Genomic DNA, 18,483 nt, shown 5'->3' on the forward strand with positions numbered 1-18,483 from the left:
GGACACCTCGGGAGGCTTCGAGCGGAGATGGTTCTGGGCCACGAGGAGGTGCTGCCGGGGTACTGGGACACGTTCCGGTTCCTGGCGCGCCCATCGAGGACGTCGCTGAGGCGTACCGGCGGGCACGCGACGCGCTGCCAGAGGGGACGGAGGAGTTCGCGGACGGCCACATGGAGGAGTACCAGCCCACGCCCGATGTACTACTGCGACGGTTCCCTGCGACCGTGGGAACGTGGTGCAACTGACCACCTTCGAGGTTGCCGAGGCAGACCTGACGCTGCTCACGGACTTCGCCGCCGCGCGCGACGCCCGACACTTTCTTGTTGACGTCCAGTCCGGTCGTGGTCCTCGGGACACCAGCGGCCGCACGCACGGACTGGGTGTCGATGATCACGAGGGACGGGACCTCTCAAAAGATGCAATCTGGCATCTGTCTGATCCCATGTGGTCATCAGAAGTGCAAACGGCCATGCCCAGGGTGGGTGCTCCCGGGCCCTGCCGTGCTGCCGAGCCCCAGGACTCTACGCCCCGCTCCGTGCCCGACGTGCCTCGTGCCGAGGTGCCACGCCCGACACGGCGGTTTGACGACACGTCGTGAACCCGCCACCAGTTGGCCTTCCGTCATGCTCCGCCACGCGTCGATGATCGTGCGAACGTCCCCGTCGCAGTCCAGAGCGGAGCAAGGCACACATGACGCATGCCCCTGAGCAAAGACGCCTGTCATTGGTGATGGCGGCCGCCATCCTGGCCGCCGTGGCGGGTGCGGCGCCCGCGGCCGTGGCCGCACCGAACGCGGGCACCACGCCGGACGCCCGCGGTGTGCTCGCCTCCCTGGACGACCAGGAGCGACAGGCGCTGCATCGGATGGCGACGCTGGACATGGGCGGACTCCATGTCACGGACGAGGTGCTGAAGTCCGCCGACCCGGTCGACGTCATCGTGCAACTGCGGACGCCGCCCGCCCGGACGGCCCGTCTGCTCGCCGCCGCCCAGGGGCGCAGCCTCAGCGAGACGGACGCGCGCGCCGCGGTCACCGAGGCACAGGGCGCGTTCCGCGACGTGCTGAAAGACATGTTCCCCGGGAACCGGGCGACTGCGGGGAAGTCCGGCCGGCAGTCCCAGGCACCTCGGCTGCACCACAGCTACACCCAAAGCTTCGACGGGGTCAGCCTCAGCCTGCCCGGTGACCGGATCGCAGAGCTGCTCGACCACGCGGAGGTCGCCTCGGTGTGGCCCGACAGCACGGTGAAGGCGCTCTCCGACCCGGAGGCCACCGGATCCAGCAGCGGGGAGACGGACGGTGCCGACGACGGCGTGGCCCGCCTGCACGCCGAGGGAGTCACCGGCAAGGGCGTCAAGGTCGGCATCATCGACACCGGCATCGACTACCGGCACCCCGACCTCAAGGGCGTGTACGAGGGCGGCTACGACTTCGTCGACGACGACGCCGACCCGATGGAGACCACGTACGAGGACTGGAAGGCGTCCGGCCAGGCCGAGACCAACGCCGGTTCCACGTACTACACCGAGCACGGCACCCACGTCGCAGGCATCATCGCCGGCCAGGGCGCCGACGCGAAGGCGCGCGCCGCGCACGGCGTCGCCCCCGACGCCTCCGTCCACGCCTACCGCGTTCTCGGCCCCTACGGCAGCGGCCGCACCAGCAACATCATCGCCGCCATGGACAAGGCTGCCGACGACGGCATGGACGTCGTCAACATGTCGCTGGGCGCCGCCGTCAACGACCCGCTCAGCCCGCAGTCCATAGCCGCCGACAACCTCGTCCTCGCGGGCGTCACCACCGTCATAGCCGCCGGCAACAGCGGCCCCAAGGCGGGCACCGTCGCCACCCCGGCTGCCGCCGCCCTCCCGCTGGCGGTCGGCGCCCACTCCGAACCGCTCACGCTGCCCGCGTACACGCTGACCGCCGGATCGGTGACGGCGCAGGGCCGACTGCTCGCCCAGCCCTACGGTGACGCCCTCGACAAGCTGGCGGACGGAGCCCTCGCGGTCGTCGACGCGGGCACCGGCACCGCAGCCGGATACTCCGGCAAGGACGTCACCGGCAAGGCCGTCCTGGTCCGGCGCGGCGGCATCCCGCTCGACGACAAGGTACGGCGCGCGCACGACAAGGGAGCAGCGGCCGTTCTCCTCGTCAACGACAACGCCACCGAGGGGCACATCCCGCACTACATCGGTGAGAACCCGAACTACGTCCCGGCGTTCTCGCTGACCGCGGCTGACGGCGCCGCACTGATGGCAGCGGGCGCCGAGGTCTCGTTCACCTCGGCCGGAACCTTCCAGCTCGGCGACGGCACACTGGCCGACTTCAGTTCGCGCGGCCCGGTCTACGGCAGCGCCGCCATCAAGCCCGAGGTCACCGCGCCCGGCGTCAGCGTCCTGTCCTCCGTACCGTCCGACATCGTCGACCCGGAGGGCGGCGACTACGCGTACGCGTACGCCCGCCTCAGCGGAACCTCGATGGCCGCGCCGTACGTCGCCGGCACCGCCGCGCTGATGCTCCAGCACGACCGCGGACTGAGTCCCGACGCCATCAAGACGGCGCTGATGAACACGGCGACCGCCCTGCCCGGCGACGTCAGCGTGTTCGAAGCGGGCGCAGGCGCAGTCGACCCGTACGCGGCTGTGCACGCCACCACCGCCGTACAGGTCCCGGAGACCACCCCGCATGTCACGGTCGACGGCACGCGGACCGAAGTCGACGCCGTGACCGGCGCGTTGGACCTCGGGGTGCTTCCGGTGGGCCGCGCCACGACCCTCAAGCGGACCCTGCGCGTGGTCAACGACAGCGGCAGGCCCGTCACGTACGACGTGCGCACGGCCTTCAGCCGCGGCTCCGGCAGCTCCGCGGACGCCGACGCCGCGCACATCACCCTGACCACCAGCGACAGGGTCAAGGTCGGAGCCCACGGCAAGAAGTCCGTCACCGCCGCCCTGCGCGTGCCCGCCGGGGCCGCGGCCGGCTACTACGAGGGCACGGTCACGCTGACACCGCGCGGTGGCAGCGGGCTGCCCGCGCTGCACGTCCCGTTCGGAATGCGTGTCGCCGAGTCCGGGTTCGAGGAGGTCGACATGACCAAGTCCGTCATGTCGACCGGACGGGGTTCCGACCAGGGAGCCGTCGGGTCCGGGGCGGCCACCTTCAACCTGCGGATGGCCGGACAGCTGCGCAGCATCGACATCTTCCTCGCCGACGCCGACGGCAAGGACCTCGGCTACATCGGCGGCATCAACACCGTCGGTCTCACCGAGGGCGTCCTCTACGGCCCGGCGACGGTCGGCCCCTGGTACTTCCCGTCGACCGGTGACAAGGCCACACCGTTCGACCCGCGCGGCCGCTTCATCGACGACGGCCACTACAAACTGCGCATCGTCGGCACGGACGCCGCCGGCGGCACCGACAGCGAACTGCGCGACGTGTACGTGGACACGCAACTGCCCACGTATGACGACGCCTACGGAGCCTGGGACCCGGCCCACCCGACCGTCGTCGAACAGCCCGCCGACGCCGCGACGTTCAACGTCACCGGCACGCTGCTGGACGCCCAGGCCGACGACATCCGCGCCGCGGGCCTCGACATCGGCCAGAGCGACAACCGCCTGTACTACTCGCTCTACAACCCGAACGCGCCCGAGGGCAGTCTCCCGGTGGGGTCTGACGGGGGAGTGAACGGACAGGTCAAGCTTCCCGTCGGCCCGCCCGTCGCGAATCTCAAGCTGTGGCCCACGGACGCGGCGGGCAACATCAGCGGCATCCGCCAGGTCCACATCATGAGGAAGGGCACGCCCTACGTGGTCGGCGACGCGAGCGCCGCGTCGGCGCGCGCCGGGGACCGTGTCACGTACACGCTGACCGCGCACGAGCTGAAGAACTGGAAGACGTTCACCTCGCAGTTCCGCTACGACGACCGCAACGTCAAGCTCGTCTCCATCGAACCGACCGACGAACTGAAGGCACACGACCCGTCGGCTGTCCGCCGCACCGACGTCTCGGCCGGATCGTCCTCGCACAGCACGCTCTCCTTCGATGTCGCCGACAGCGCGGGTCTCAGCGGTGACTCGATGCCGTTGCTGAAGGTGACGTACGAGGTGACCGGCGGCACGGTGACGGCGAACGCCGGACTGAGCACGGGCAGCACCTCGGCCGTCGACACGGCGGGCGCCAAGACGAACCTGAACATCCAGTTCTACGGTGCGGTGCGGATGCTCAACCCGACGTCGACCTTCGTCGCCCGCCCGGCCGTCCAGGCCCTGCTGACCCGGGAAGGCGCGTACGACAACGTCCGCGACCACACCGCCGACGGCATCGAGGCAACTCTGACCGCGCCCGACGGCACCAGCCGTGAGGTCGCCGTGGACAAGGCGGGCCGGATCTCCGTCGGCGGGCTGCCCCCGTCCGACGAGCCGTACCGTTTCCGGGTGACGGCGCCCGGCCACTTCACCTGGACCGAGGACATCGACCTCGGCCTGGACGGCACCTGGGGCGTGGCCGGCAACACCGCCAACTCGGCGGCCGCCCTTGTGGCAGGTGATGTCAACGGCGACGACGTCGTCGACGTCCGGGACGCCGCCGCCGTGTACGCGGCGCGCGGGACGGCCGACCGCGCCGCCGACATCGACCACGACGGCACCGTCGGCGCGAAGGACCTCGCCTGGGTGAAGGACAACTACCTGTCGCAGAACAGCAGGTCCGACCGGTACACCGACCCGGTCAAGCGCCTGCGCGGGAAGTCGCTGGAGGGCTATCTGGACCTGATGTAGCCGGACGGCCGCCGTAACGGGTGTTCACACCCAGTTGTTGCGCATCGCGTACCAGCCCAGCTGGACGCGGGACGTCACGGTGGCCAGATCCATCAGCGCCCGGACCCGGCGCTGCACCGTACGTGGCGACGTGCCCAGCTGATGGGCCGTCGCCGCGTCCGTGAGTCCGGACAGCATCAGCTGCAGAATGCGGCGGTCGGTGGGACTCAGATCGCCGTCCTCGCGCAGATACGGGCGTGAGCGGCGCCACACCGACTCGAACAGCTCGATCGCCAGCACCACGAGCGGTGGCCGCAGCTCCAGCGACCGTCCCGGCTCCACCTGGACCATGGCCGTCTCACCGTCCGCGATGAGCAGTTTGATCAACGGCTGGTCGACGACCCGGACGTGGTGACCCCGTTCCACCCGCAGGTCCAGCGCGCGCAGGGCGGCCGGCTCGGAGAGGAAGTCGCGGTCCACCACGATGCGGTAGGAAGCGTCCGGATTTCCGTCCTTGCGCATCGGCGGCCCGGCTCCGTCCGCCCCCTGCCCCTCGGGTCCGTCGGGCAGGGTCGTCGGGACGGGGGCCACCGTGTTGGCCCCGGACTGGAAGCCGGACAGCGAGGTACGGGCCGAGTACTCCATGTCGTAGATCCGGCGCGCCTGCTCCTCGCGGCTCTCCCAGACCGTGACGAAGCGCTCGTCGTTCCCGCCCGCGCCCGGGTGCCACCGGCTCAGCAGCCGGGTCAGCGCGGCGTCGGTTCCGCGCAGTTGGTCCTGGAGTTCGACGAGTGACGCGCGCATGGCCGGGGTGGACGCCGCGGTGCCCGTGGCCCGGGGGGACGGCTTCTCTGGAAGGGACGACATGCCCCTAGTCTCGCCGCCGCCGGAAGCGCAGGGCCAGGGGCCCCCTCGTCAGGGCTTCCCAGGTACGCGGATCCGAGGTGGCGCCGATGTCGGGATCACGTCATGGCGGTCACTCGCCATCCCGAACACACCCATGGAAGCCCGGCATTGGCGACGCTACTGGTTCATCGTCCCTTTCGGCAGGAGCTGTTCTGTGAGACGTACCCGACCATGGCGGTCCACGGCCGCCGGCCTCGCGACCGTCGCCCTGATGGCCGTCGGCATACCCGCGGCGCACGCCGGAGCCGAGGTCACTCCGCCGGCCGGCACGGGCGGCGACGCGGTCACCCGCACCGTGACCGTCACCCTGGTCACCGGTGACGTGGTCGACGCGCGACTGGCCCCCGACGGCCGGATCCTGTCGGCGGCACCACGACCCGTGGACGGCACCGACCATCCCGCCGCCGTCTGGCAGGACGGCACCCGCACCTACGTCTTCCCACAGGGCGTCGAGGAACTGGTGGACGCCGGCCTCGTCGACGTACGGCTCTTCGACATCGGCAAGCTCGTCGCCGACGGCTACGACGACGCGCACTCCGCCACGGTGCCGGTGATCGTCGAGTACGCGGGCGGACGCGCACCGCGCACCGCCCGCCCCGGTACGCGGACCACCGCCACCCTCGAATCCATCGGCGGCGCCGGCCTCGATGTCACCAAGAAGTCCGCCGCCGACGCGTGGCGCGACCTGACCCCGGCGAAAGCGTCGGCACGCTCGGCCGGTGGCGTCACCAAGATCTGGCTGGACGCAAAGGTCAAGGGCTCCGCGGCCGACCCGCTCGGTATCCCGACCGTCCCGCTCACCGGGGCGGGCACCGCCCACAAGGCAGGGCTCGACGGCTCCGGCGTCAAGGTCGCTGTCCTGGACACCGGCGTGGACGCGGCCCACCCCGACCTCGCCGGCCGGATCACGCAGACCAAGGTGTTCGTCCACGGCCAGGACGCAGAGGACCGCACCGGTCACGGTACCCACACCGCCTCCACCGTCGCCGGCACCGGAGCCGCGTCCGACGGCCGGTACGCGGGGATGGCGCCGGGTGCCGGGCTGCTCGTCGGCAAGGTGCTCGGCGACGACGGTTCCGGCACACTCAGCGGCATCGTCAGCGGCATGGAATGGGCCGTCGCCGAAGGCGCGCAGGTCGTCTCCATGTCGCTCGGCGCCGACGGCTCCACCAGTTGCGCGGGTCCCGACGTCGAAGCGGTCCAGCGGCTCAGCGACAAGGCCCTGTTCGTCATCGCGGCGGGCAACGCCTCCCTGCGCGGGACCGTCTCCACGCCCGGCTGCGCGCCGAGCGCCCTGACCGTCGGCGCCGTCGACCGCAAGAACGCGACCGCGTCCTTCTCCAGCCGTGGCCCCTCCGCCGACGGGATCAACGCCAAGCCCGACATCGCCTCCCAGGGCGTCGACGTCGTCGCCGCACGCGCGGGCGGGCGGGGCGCCCAGGCGTACCGGTCGATGTCCGGCACCTCGATGGCCACCCCGCACGTGGCCGGTGCCGCCGCGCTCCTGCTCCAGCAGCACCCCGGCCTCGCGCCGGCCCGTCTGAAGGCGCTTCTCACCTCGTCGGCGAAGGGCACCGACGCCCCCGTCCTGGACCAGGGCGCGGGCCCGATGGACGTGGCGCGTGCGATCGCCCAGCTGGTGACGGGTGAACCCAACCAGCTGCTGGGCGACTTCGCGTACCCGCAGGCCGGACTGGAGCCGGTCGACCGGACGCTCACGCTGGCCAACGGCACGGACAAGGACGTCACCCTCACCCTCGCCGTGAGTGACGTGCGCGGTGACGACGGCTCCCGCGTCCACGGCTTCGCCTCGGCCGCCCGTACCCGGGTCACCGTCCCCGCGAACGGCACCGCCGACGTGCCGGTCCGCATCGACCCGGCGGCGAAGCTCGACGCCGGCGACTACGGCACGCTCACCGGCCGCCTCGTCGGTACGGGCGCCCACGGCGTGCGCGTCACCGTCCCCTTCGGCGTGCACCTGGAGGTGCCGTCGGCCGACCTGACCGTCAAGGGCCTCGACCGGCACGGCGACCCGGCGGCGTCCCCGTCGGCGTTCCAGCTGTTCGACGACCACCGTGACAGCGCGAAGCGGTACACGCTGGGCTACCCGGCCGCGGGCAGCACCACGATCCGGGTGCCGCTCGGCACGTACTCCCTCAGTGGTCTGATCATGACTCGTGACGAGCCGGGCAACGTCGGCAGTGTGGACTCGGTGTCGCAGCTCTACCGGCCGGAGCTCACGGTCTCCGGCGACACCACGGTCACGCTGGACGCCCGGGACGCCGAACGCGTCGCGTGGCACACCGACCGCGCGAGCCGGCCGAACGGGTTCGCGATCGGGCTGACCTACGGCTTGGACGGCGCGGGCCGTGTGCTCGCCGGATACGCCACCTCCGTCCCGTCGTACGCCAAGGCGATCTACGCCCAGCCGGTCCGGCACGCCGACAAGGTCACGTTTCTCGCCTCGGCACGGCAGACCGCTCCGCTCGCCCGGTTCACGTCGGGCGGCGGGCGGGTCCTGGACTCCCTGCCGGTGCAGAAGGCGACGGAGTTCGACGGCAAGGGCACAGCCGAGGTCGTCGCGATCGGCAAGGGCACGGACGCCAACTTCGCCGCCCACGACCTGGAGGACAAGGTCGTCCTGGTCGACGCGGGCCCGGGCGGCGGAAACGCCTACGCCTGGGACGCGGCCGCGGGGACGGCCGGCGCCGTCGGCGTCCTGGCCGCCGTCCCCGACAGTGAGGGCCGCTTCCAGATCACCGGCCCCGAGGGCGGTGTCCCGCAGGCCACGATCACCTGGGACGACGCGCTCACTCTCAAGGCCGAGGCCGGGCCGTCGGGTTCGGCGAAGGTCGGCTGGTCCGGCACCGCCACCGCCCGCAGCCCGTACGTCTACAACCTGGCGCACGTCTCGAAGGGCGCGATCCGGCCCGGCACCCAGCGGGTACGCGACAGCAAGCTCGCTGCCAGCGACGCCCGCTACCACGTGCAGCGGGCCACGGGCGACATGACGTACTGGTCCGACGTGAAGGTGGGCCTGCCCGGCATGGCCGCCGTGTGGGCCGGCGGCACGACGCTGCCGCTGCAAGCCCCCCAGCAGCGCACCGAGTACTTCACGCCGTCCGGCGGCGAGGGCCTGACCTGGACGACCCTGATGCGCCGCGACCTCGGCCCGAACAGCGGTACCGCCTATGACGGGCCGCGCGAAGCGGTGCAGGGCAACTCCACGGCGTACTGGTACAAGTCGCCGTACGGCCCCGTGCGCAACACCTACAGCGCCGCGATGATGACCCGCGACAGCAACCGGCTGGCCTTCACTGTCGCCCCGTTCGGCGACGCCGGTGGCCACGACTCCACCGCAGCCCGGACCGACTACGGCACCCGGCAGCTGCTGGTGAACGGCGAACCGCAGCCCCTGGTGTCGGGCGCCTTCGAGTTGCCGCGGGACACGGCCGACGTGACGTTCCGCCAGACCTGGCGCCGGCCCGCATCGGGCGCCGACCGCACCGGTCTCGCTTACAGCACCCAGTGGGACTTCCGCTCCGGCGCCGCCGACCAGGGTGCCCAGCGCCTCCTGGTCCCGGTGCTCGACCTCGCGTCCGATCTGCGCAACACGCGCCCGGCGGGCGAGAGCACCACGATGGGCATCGGCGCCGTCGTGGACGGGGCGGACGGCCCGGTCGCGCTGGAGGACGTCGAGGTGCAGTACGCCTACGGGGACCAGGCCACCACGGACCAGGTCACCGACTGGCACACCGCGGATGTGCGAAGGTCCCACGGGGCGTGGCGTGCCACGGTTCCGGGCGACGCGCCCGCGGGCACGTTCGTGCACCTGCGCGTCACGCTCGCCGACGGGCACGGGGCGCGGGTCGGCCAGACGATGGTCCGCGCGTACGAAGTCCGCTGAGGATCCCGTAGGGCCGCCCCGTCCGGGACGGCCCTGCGGGGCACGGCCAGGTCAGGCGATGACGGTCACCTGCTCCGGGGCGACGGCCGGGCGCCGGCCCCGACGCGCTGCCGGTGGTACGTGCGCAGCCGCAGCGTGCACCGGTTCCCGGTCGCGGAGACCACCATCGGCGCGCCGGCGGGCGGCCGCTGCAAGGACTGAGCACGCGGCATCCCGCGAGGCCGGACCGGCGCACGACGGTCCGGTCCTTCCGCATGCCGCGGGGAGACGTCCGGGGCGTGGCGGATCTACGACGCGTCGCCAAGTCGCCACCCTTTCGCACCGGTTGAGGGGCACCTGCGCTGCGAGGATGCGTCGCGTCCTCGCTCCGTGAACCTTGGGGGTTCTCTCCATGCATCTCAGAAACATCGTCGCGGCCGCCGGTCTGGTGGCCGCGACGCTCATACCCGTCACCGCCGCGCAAGCGGCCGCCCCGCCCGGCCCGGTCGACGCCCGGCCGCCGGTGCCCTCGACCTTCACGGTGCCACTGCCCACCGGCGACACCGTCACCGTCGAGCGCTCCGGCACCGCCGTCCGCTCGGCCACCGTGACCCCGGCACCCGGTCGCGAGGACGTCTCCTTCACCACCAGTTCCGTGGGACCGGACGACGTCAGCGTCATCCCCGCGGACGCCGATGCGCTGCTCGCCGCCGGCCGGCTCGACCCCCGCCTCTTCCAGGTCAAGGCGCTGCTGGAGGCCGGCTACGGCACGAAGGGCACCACCGCCGACGGCGGGGTGGGCATGATCGTCCAGCACGCCAGGGGAGCCGGTGCGGCGAAGCAGGCCCGCACGGCGGTCGGCAGCGTGGCCCGCCCCGGCCGCGCGATCCCCCGCCTGGGCCTGACCTCGCTCGACCCGCACGGCCGCACGGACGCCGCCACCACCTGGAAGCGCCTCACCGCCGGTACCGGCCGTACGCTGGCCGGCGGTGCGAACAAGCTCTGGCTGGACGGCCGGATGCATGTCGCCCTGGACAAGAGCGTTCCGCAGATCAACGCACCGCAGGCCTGGGCCGACGGACACACCGGCAAGGGCGTCACCGTCGCCGTACTCGACAGCGGCTACGACACCGACCACCCGGACCTGGCGGGCCGCGTGACGGTCTCGTCCAACTTCCTCGGCGGCGCCACCGCCGAGGACGACAACGGCCACGGCACCCACGTGGCCTCCACCATCGCCGGCGTCGACAGCACCTACCGCGGCGTGGCCCCCGACGCGTCACTCGCCGTGGGCAAGGTCTGCGACAACACCGGCTCCTGCCCGACCTCGGCGGTTCTGGCCGGCATCGACTGGGCCGTCAACACCGTCCACGCCAAGGTCGTCAACATGAGCCTGGGCGGGGCGGCGGACGAGACGGACCCCGCGATCGCGGCCATCAACGACCTGTCGGCGAGCACCGGCACGCTCTTCGTCGTCGCCGCGGGCAATGACGGCGAGTACGGCCTCGGCACGGTCGGCGCGCCCGCCATCGCGAACGCAGCCCTCGCCGTGGGCGCGGTCAACGCCGACGAGGAACTGGCCCCGTTCTCCAGTCGCGGCCCCCGCCCCAGCGACAACGCCGTGAAGCCCGACATCACCGCGCCCGGCGTCAGCATCGTCGCGGCGAAGGCGGGCGGCGGCCACACCGCCAAGAGCGGCACGTCGATGGCGACCCCGCACGTGGCGGGCTCCGCCGCGCTCGTCGCCCAGGCGCACCCCGACTGGAACGGAGAGCAGATCAAGACCGCGCTGATGAACAGCGCCGTGCCGAACGCCAAGCGCTCGGCCTACCAGCAGGGCACCGGCAGGGTCGATGTCGGCCGCGCATCCCGGCAGACGGTCCTCGCCTCCCCGGCGAACCTGACGACGACGGCAGGCTGGTCCGACGGAGCGGGCAAGGACACGGAGCAGACCGTCACCTTCACCAACTCCGGTGACAGCGCCACGACGCTCGACCTGGCCCTCGAGAAGCCCCTGTCACCCACCGCGCAGCCGGGCAACGGCGAGCAGTTCTCTGTCGACCGCGACCAGGTCACCGTCCCCGCGCACGGCACCGCGACCGCGACCGTCACCACCCGCGCCACCCTGCTGCCGCACGGCCCCTGGTCCGCGGTCCTCACCGCCTCGCAGGGCGGCACGCCGGTCACCCGTACGATCCTCGGCGTCAACAGCCCCGTGCCCAGCCACCAGGTGACGCTCCACGCCGAGCAGCGTGACGGCACGCCGGCCACCGGCACGGCCCTGATGGTCAACCGCTGGACCGGCGACCGCTACCCGGTCCGCCTCACCGCGGGCACCGGAGCGGTCACCGTGCCCGAGGCCCAGTACTGGATCGGCATGACGATCAACAGCGGCACCGGCACGGAGCGCACCACCACCATGGCCGCCACCTCCGTCACCCCGGTCGAGGACACCACGGTCGACCTCGACGCCCGCACCGCCGTCCCGGTCGCCGTCGACGTCCACGACCCGGCCGCCCGTGCCACGGCCGTGCAGGCCGCGCTCGCGCTGCCCGCCGGCACCGGGACGTACACGCTGAGCGTGGTCACCACCGGCGAGCGTGCCGGACAGGCCCTGTACGCGACGCCGTTCGCCGAGGCGGACGCCAAGTACCGTACGTTCGCCGTGTTCGCGTCCAAGGACGCCTCCTCGCAGGCGCCCAGCCCGTTCTTCTACCACGTGGCACGGACCTGGAACGACGGTGTGCCGGCCCGCCCCGCCTTCTCGGTCCACCGCCGAGACCTGACCGACGTGCGCGTCCACCTCAACGCCCAGGGCGCCCCCGCCGCCGGCACCACCGGGGCCGCGCCGGACGACGACGCCCTGCTGCCGCTCTTCATCGACCAGCAGGTCCGGTTCCCCTCGACCGTGCGCGACTACCGCACCGCCGGTGAGTGGCTCGACCGGGCCACGATCGCCGGCCGTCAGTCGATCGTGACCTCGACGCAGTCCTTCGGCCCGCACGCCCTGCGCCGCCTGGACTTCGCGGCCGCGGTGGTCGGCCCGGCCCTCCCGGCCGCCCCCGCCTACCGGATCAACAACTCCCTCATCTGGGCCGGCACACCGTGGTTCGTCGACGGCGACGGCAGCCGCGGCGGATCCGACTGGGGCGCTTCGGGCACCCTCACCCTGGCCAAGGACGGCGAGAAGGTGAGTGCCTGGAACGCCGTCGGCAGCGGCAAGACCATTCCCGCACCGGCGGGCCCCGGTCACTACACGCTCGACGCGGACATCACCCGCGACCAGCCCTACGCCACCCTGTCCACCCGCGTGCAGTCCCGGTGGAGCTTCGACTCGGACACCGACGACGGCGCCGGAACCATCCTGCCGCTCATGGCCGTCCGCTTCACCCCGCACGGCCTCGACGGCTCCGGAGGGGCTCCTCGCTCCGCGACGACCCGTGTGGACGTGGCTGTCCAGCGCGCACCGGGCGCCGTCGAAGCCACGGTCGGTCCGGCCGAGCTGGAGGTCAGCTGGGACGACGGTGCCACCTGGCACCCGGTCAAGATCACCGCGGGCCGGCACGGAAAGCCTACGCACGCCGATCTGACCGCACCCCGGGGCGCCTCGTACGCGACCCTGCGGGCCACCGTCGCGGCGAGCGACGGCAGCGCGGTCAAGCAGACCGTCACCAGGGCCTTCCAGGTCAACAAGTCCCGACGGTAGGACGGACGGTGGGCCGGCCGGGCCTCCTCAGGAGCCCGGTCCGCCCGCCTCCCGCGGCCGTGGCGGGTGGGGCCGTGCCCCTCGCCCGGGGTGGCGAGGAGACGACATGACGTACTTCCGCCACGGCCCGTCCGGTTGGGCGGTGAAGGCCGTCCAGGCCAGCACTGACGCGGCAGATCGGCCTCATGAGGTGCCTGCGGACGGGTCCGGGAGCCCGGGACGGAGCCCCGGGCGTCCGCCAGACTGACGCCATGCCCGATCTTGGACCATCAGTGACGACCACCGAGGAGGCGGACCAGGTGTCCCCCCGGGAGACGCCTGCGCCCGCCGCGGCCGCGGACGAGCAACTGCACGCGGTCTTCCGGCAGCTGGGCCACGACCTGCGGCGCGCCGAGTCGGCTGTGACCGCCCTGATGCGCGACCGGACCCCGGACGACGGCCGGGTGCGCGTCGAGACCGTCGACGGCCCCGCCGCGCAGGCCCGCAGGATCCTGGAGCTCGAGACGGGTTCACGCCACACGTTCCAGGCGTTCCTGACGGGTCTGAACACGATCACGCCGGTGCCGCAGACCCTGTCGGCGGCTCCGGACATCTCCGACGACGACCGCCGGGCTCCGTCCGGTGTCACCTACCAGCTCCTGATCGACCGCGACTTCCTCGCCGAACGGGCGGCGGTGGCCGCCCTGGAGGAGCGGGTCCGGCGCGGAGAGCAGGTGCGGGTGACGGACAGCCCGTTGCTCAAGCTGGCCGTGGCCGACGGTGAGGTCGCCATGGTCCAGCTCGGCCCGGAGCGGGCCGTGCTGCTGCGGCAGCCCCTGACGGTGCTGGTGACCGAGCTGTTCGCCGCGGTGTGGCGGCACTCTCGTCCCTATCTGCGTGAGGTCGCCGAACTCACCCCGGTGGACCGGCAGATCCTGCAGTTGATGCTCTCCGGACTCACGGACGCGGCGACCGCGAACCAGCTCGGCACCTCGCCCCGCACGGTGCAGCGCAGGCTGCGGGCACTCATGGACCTGGCATCGGTCACCTCCCGGCTGCAACTGGGCTGGTACGCCATGCGCAACAACTGGATCTGACGGCACGCCCGACGGCCGGCCGGGGGCGCGGAGGCACGCGTGGCGGGACGGCGACAGCCCGCACGCTGTCGCAGCCTGGCCCCTCGTTCCCGACGAAGGCAGCGCCACCGTCCGCCACAACGCCTCCATCCGGGAGTCCCCGGGCCCGGACGCACCAGGACACTCACCGCGGACGTCTCGTACGACGACGGCGCGCGCGATGTCCTGGCGGTGCCGTTCCTCCCGCCCGGACGGTCGGTTGGCGAGAGCGCGCCATGTCGCCAACTCGCCAGCGCAGAAACCCTGGTGACCTGCTGTGGCGAACCCATACTGCTGTGTGGTCATCACCTCGTGAACGTCCCACGGTTCCTGCGTGGACTGCCCGTGAAGGAGCGAGCGTGTGCGGAGGCAAGCCCCCTGTCGGCGGCGCGGCATCGTCGCCCCCTCGTCCCTGGGTGTCATGGGCCTGCCAATGCGCGCCCGGGCTGACCCACGCTCCTCTCGTGGCGTGACGGCCCCGGCCGATCCGCGCCCCGGCCTGCCCCTGCTCACATTCTTCGGAAAGAGAGTCAGCACGTGAGACAGCAACTCGCGCGACGGCACGGCCTGCTGGCCGTCGCGCTCACCGTGGCCATGGGAGCGCCGCTCCTCGCAGCGGTCCCCGCCTCCGCCGACCCCGCCCCGTCACCCGCGGCCGAACTGCGGGCCAAAGCCGACGCCAAGGTCGTCCGGCAGCTGGACAAGCAGGACACCACGACCTTCTGGGTGCAGCTCGGCTCCAGGGCCGACACCTCGGCCGCCAAGAAGGAGAAGACGAGGACCGGCCGGGACAAGGCCGTCATCGCCGCCAGGACGCAGCACGCCGCCACCACCCAGGCCGGCATCGAGGCCCTGGTGAAGAAGGCGGGCGCGCACTCCACCTCGTACTGGATCAGCAACATCGTCAAGGTCACCGGCGACAAGGCCCTGGCCGAGAAGATCGCCGCCCGCCCGGAGGTCGCCTCCATCGCGGCCGACAAGCTCCTCCAGCTGCCCGACGAACTGCCCGCGGAGCAGGAACCGACGGTCAACGGCGTCGAGTGGAACCTCGACACCATCAACGCGCCCAAGATCTGGAACGAGTTGGGCATCAACGGAAGCGGCACGGTCGTCGCCAACATCGACACCGGAGTCGACTACCAGCACTCGACGCTGATGGACAAGTACCGCGGTATGAAGGCCGACGGCACGTACCAGCACGAGTACAACTGGTTCGACGCCACCGCCAGCTGCTCCGGCGACGCCCCCTGCGACGACCACGGGCACGGCACCCACACCATGGGCACCATGGTCGGCGACGACCACGACGGAAACCGGATCGGTGCCGCGCCGGGCGCCCGGTGGATCGCCGCCAAGGCGTGCACCCCGACGGGCTGCCCGCAGGACGCCCTGCTGGCCGCCGGCCAGTGGATCCTCGCGCCCACCGACCGCGACGGCGACAACCCGCGCCCGGACCTGGCCCCGGACGTCGTTAACAACTCCTGGGGTGCCGACATCATCGACACCTGGTACAAGGACATGGTCCAGGCGTGGACCGACGCGGGGATCTTCGCCGCGTTCTCCAACGGCAACGCCGGTCCCGACTGCGCCACGGCCGGCTCCCCGGGCGCCTACACCAACAGCTACGCCTCAGGCGCCTACGACAGCGAAGGCGCCATCGCGTACTTCTCCTCCCGCGGCACCGGTGAGGACGGGGCGGTCAAGCCCGACATCGCCGCCCCCGGAGTCGACATCCGCTCCGCGGCACCCGGAGGCGGCTACGCCGTCAGGTCCGGTACGTCGATGGCCTCACCGCACACCGCCGCCACCGTCACCCTGATGTGGGCGGCGTCCCCGGCGATCCGCGGCGACGTAGCGGCCACCCAGCGCCTCCTCGACCGCACGGCACACGACGTCGACGACACCACATGCGGTGGCACCGCCGAGAACAACAACGTCTACGGCGAGGGCCGGCTCGACGCCTACGAGGCCGTCTCCTCTGCCCCCCACGGCCCGCTCGGCGGCCTCCTCGGAACGGTCACCTCCGAGGGCGTGCCCGTGTCCGGCGCCACCGTGGAGCTCGACGGGCCGATGAACGCCCTGGCCGACACCCGCGCCGACGGAACGTACAGCCTGCCGAAACTGATGGTCGGCGACTACACGGTCAAGGTCACCACATACGGCTACAGGCCCGCCGAATCCACCGCCACCGTCACCGAGGGCGCCACGACCACCCGCGACCTGAACCTCACCACCGCCCCCACGGGCACCCTCTCCGGCACCGTGCGCACCCTGTCCGGCCCCGAGGCCGGTGCGAGGATCGAGGTGTCGGGTGCCCCCGCCGACACCTCGACCACGACCGCGGCCGACGGCACGTACAGGCTTGAACTGCCCGCAGGCTCCTACCAGGTGACGATCACCCCCGTCTCCCTGTGCGCCACGGGCGGATCGTTCGGCATCCAGGTTCCCGAGGGTGACGGCGGCAAGGACCTCATGCTGCCCAACCGCGGCGACCGGTTCGGCACCATCTGCAAGTCCACCCGGGGTGCCGCGTTCCCGACCGGCGCGACCAGGCTCAGCACCAACAGCGACTACGACGGCTCGGCCACCGTCAGGTTCCCCTTCCCGGTGGCGCTGTACGGCAAGACGTACACCCAGGCGGCGGCGAACATCGAGGGCTACCTCAGCTTCGAGATGTCCCTCAACGTCAGCGCCAATCGGAGCCTGCCCTACGCGGGCTACCCCAACGGCTCGCTCTACCCGTTCTGGGACAACCTCCAACTGGCCACCGAATCCGGCGACATGTACTGGTCGGCCCGTGGCACCGCCCCGCACCGCGAGATCGTCGTGGAGTGGCGGAACGCGGTGACCAGCGCCGCGCGCACCCAGAAGCTCGACTTCTCCGTGGTGGTCGGCGAGGACGGCACGTACTCCTTCCACTACCGCAACAACACCGGCGGCGACCACGCGCGCGGCCTGAGCGCCACGATCGGCGCCGAGAACGCACAGGGCACCGACGCCCTGCTGTACTCCCTCAACCAGGTGTCCGTGAGCGACGGCACCTCGGTGGAGTTCACGCCCACCCGCAGCGCCGCCCTGACCGGCACCGTCACCGACGGCAACGACAAGAAGGCGCTCGCCGGCGCCACGGTCACCGTCGCCCGCGACGGCGAGCCCGTGGCCACCGGCACCACAGGTCCCGACGGCACCTACCTGGTGCAGACGCCGGTGACCGCTGACAGGACCGACTACGACGTCACCGTGTCGGCGGCGCACTACACGTCCCACACCGGCACCGTCGCGCTGGCGACCGGCTCCACCGAGCAACTGTCCACCGCGCTGGCCACCGGAAAGGTCACCGCCACCCCGGCCAGCGCGACGACCGTCGTCGTACCCGCCGAGCAGAGCAGGCAGCGCACCATCGGCCTCGCCAACTCCGGTTCGTCCACCGGCTACACGGTCACCGAAGCCGGCGGCGCCGGATGGTTCGGTGCCGCTCCCGCCGAAGGGAAACTGGCGCAGGGCGGCGAGCAGAAGGTCGTCCTGACCTTCGACACGCACGGCGTGGCGCCCGGCACCGTCCTCAAGGGCACCGTCGTCGTCGCCTCCGACAGCGGCCGTGGCCCGGAGATCAGGATCCCGGTGACCGTGTCCGTTCCCGCCTACCGCACGGCGATCGACGCCGGCGGAGCCAAGGCGTACACCGACGCCGCAGGCGACACCTGGAACCCGGACCAGAAGTACACAGCCGGGTCGTACGGCTTCATCGGGCAGTCCACGAAGGCGAGCACCACCAACGCCATCGAGGACACCACCGACGACAAGCTGTTCCGTACCGCCCGCGAAGGCGCCCTGGAGTACCGCTTCGACCAGGTACCAAACGGTACGTACCAGATCGAGCTGGACTTCGCCGAGCTCGGCAACGTCCCGGCAGGGCAGCGTCTCACCGACGTTCTCGCCGAAGGCACCGTCCGCGCGCCCGACCTGGACATCGCCGCCGAGACCGGAGGCAGCTACCGGGCGTTGACGAAGTCCTTCACGGTCACCGTCACCGACGGCCAGCTGAACCTCCGGCTGGTCGCCACCGGCGCCGAGAAGACCCTCGTCAACGCCGCCCGCGTCACCCAGCGTCCCGACCTGAGCAGCTGACC

Annotated in this window: 6 protein-coding genes; 5 read left to right on the forward strand and 1 reads right to left on the reverse strand. The window is 72.0% G+C overall.

All coding sequences use genetic code 11. From position 1 onward, the window contains the following. Positions 1-729: 729 nt before the first annotated feature. Positions 730-4,782, forward strand: coding sequence for a S8 family serine peptidase (locus HED23_RS15185; protein WP_203183955.1), 4,053 nt, complete (start codon positions 730-732; stop codon positions 4,780-4,782). Between the two features lie 24 nt (positions 4,783-4,806). Here HED23_RS15185 and HED23_RS15190 read toward each other — a convergent pair whose 3' ends face one another. Then, complete coding sequence (locus HED23_RS15190) at positions 4,807-5,628, reverse strand: helix-turn-helix transcriptional regulator (RefSeq protein WP_238441959.1); 822 nt, start codon at positions 5,626-5,628, stop codon at positions 4,807-4,809. Between the two features lie 193 nt (positions 5,629-5,821). On the opposite strand from HED23_RS15190, the gene HED23_RS15195 reads away from it, so the two are divergent. The 4 genes from HED23_RS15195 (at position 5,822) to HED23_RS15210 (ending at position 18,481) form a co-directional block, all read left to right on the forward strand. Beyond that, complete coding sequence (locus HED23_RS15195; protein WP_203183956.1) at positions 5,822-9,574, forward strand: S8 family serine peptidase; 3,753 nt, start codon at positions 5,822-5,824, stop codon at positions 9,572-9,574. A gap of 391 nt (positions 9,575-9,965) precedes the next feature. Next, complete coding sequence (locus HED23_RS15200; protein ID WP_203183957.1) at positions 9,966-13,259, forward strand: S8 family peptidase; 3,294 nt, start codon at positions 9,966-9,968, stop codon at positions 13,257-13,259. A 272-nt stretch (positions 13,260-13,531) separates the two neighbouring features. Further along, positions 13,532-14,335, forward strand: a complete 804-nt coding sequence (locus HED23_RS15205; protein ID WP_238441960.1) for a helix-turn-helix transcriptional regulator — start codon at positions 13,532-13,534, stop codon at positions 14,333-14,335. 555 nt (positions 14,336-14,890) lie between these two features. Next, complete coding sequence (locus HED23_RS15210) at positions 14,891-18,481, forward strand: S8 family serine peptidase (RefSeq protein WP_238441961.1); 3,591 nt, start codon at positions 14,891-14,893, stop codon at positions 18,479-18,481. Positions 18,482-18,483 lie beyond the last annotated feature (2 nt).

The organism is Streptomyces pratensis, assembly GCF_016804005.1.
Taxonomy (GTDB): Bacteria; Actinomycetota; Actinomycetes; order Streptomycetales; family Streptomycetaceae; genus Streptomyces; species Streptomyces pratensis_A.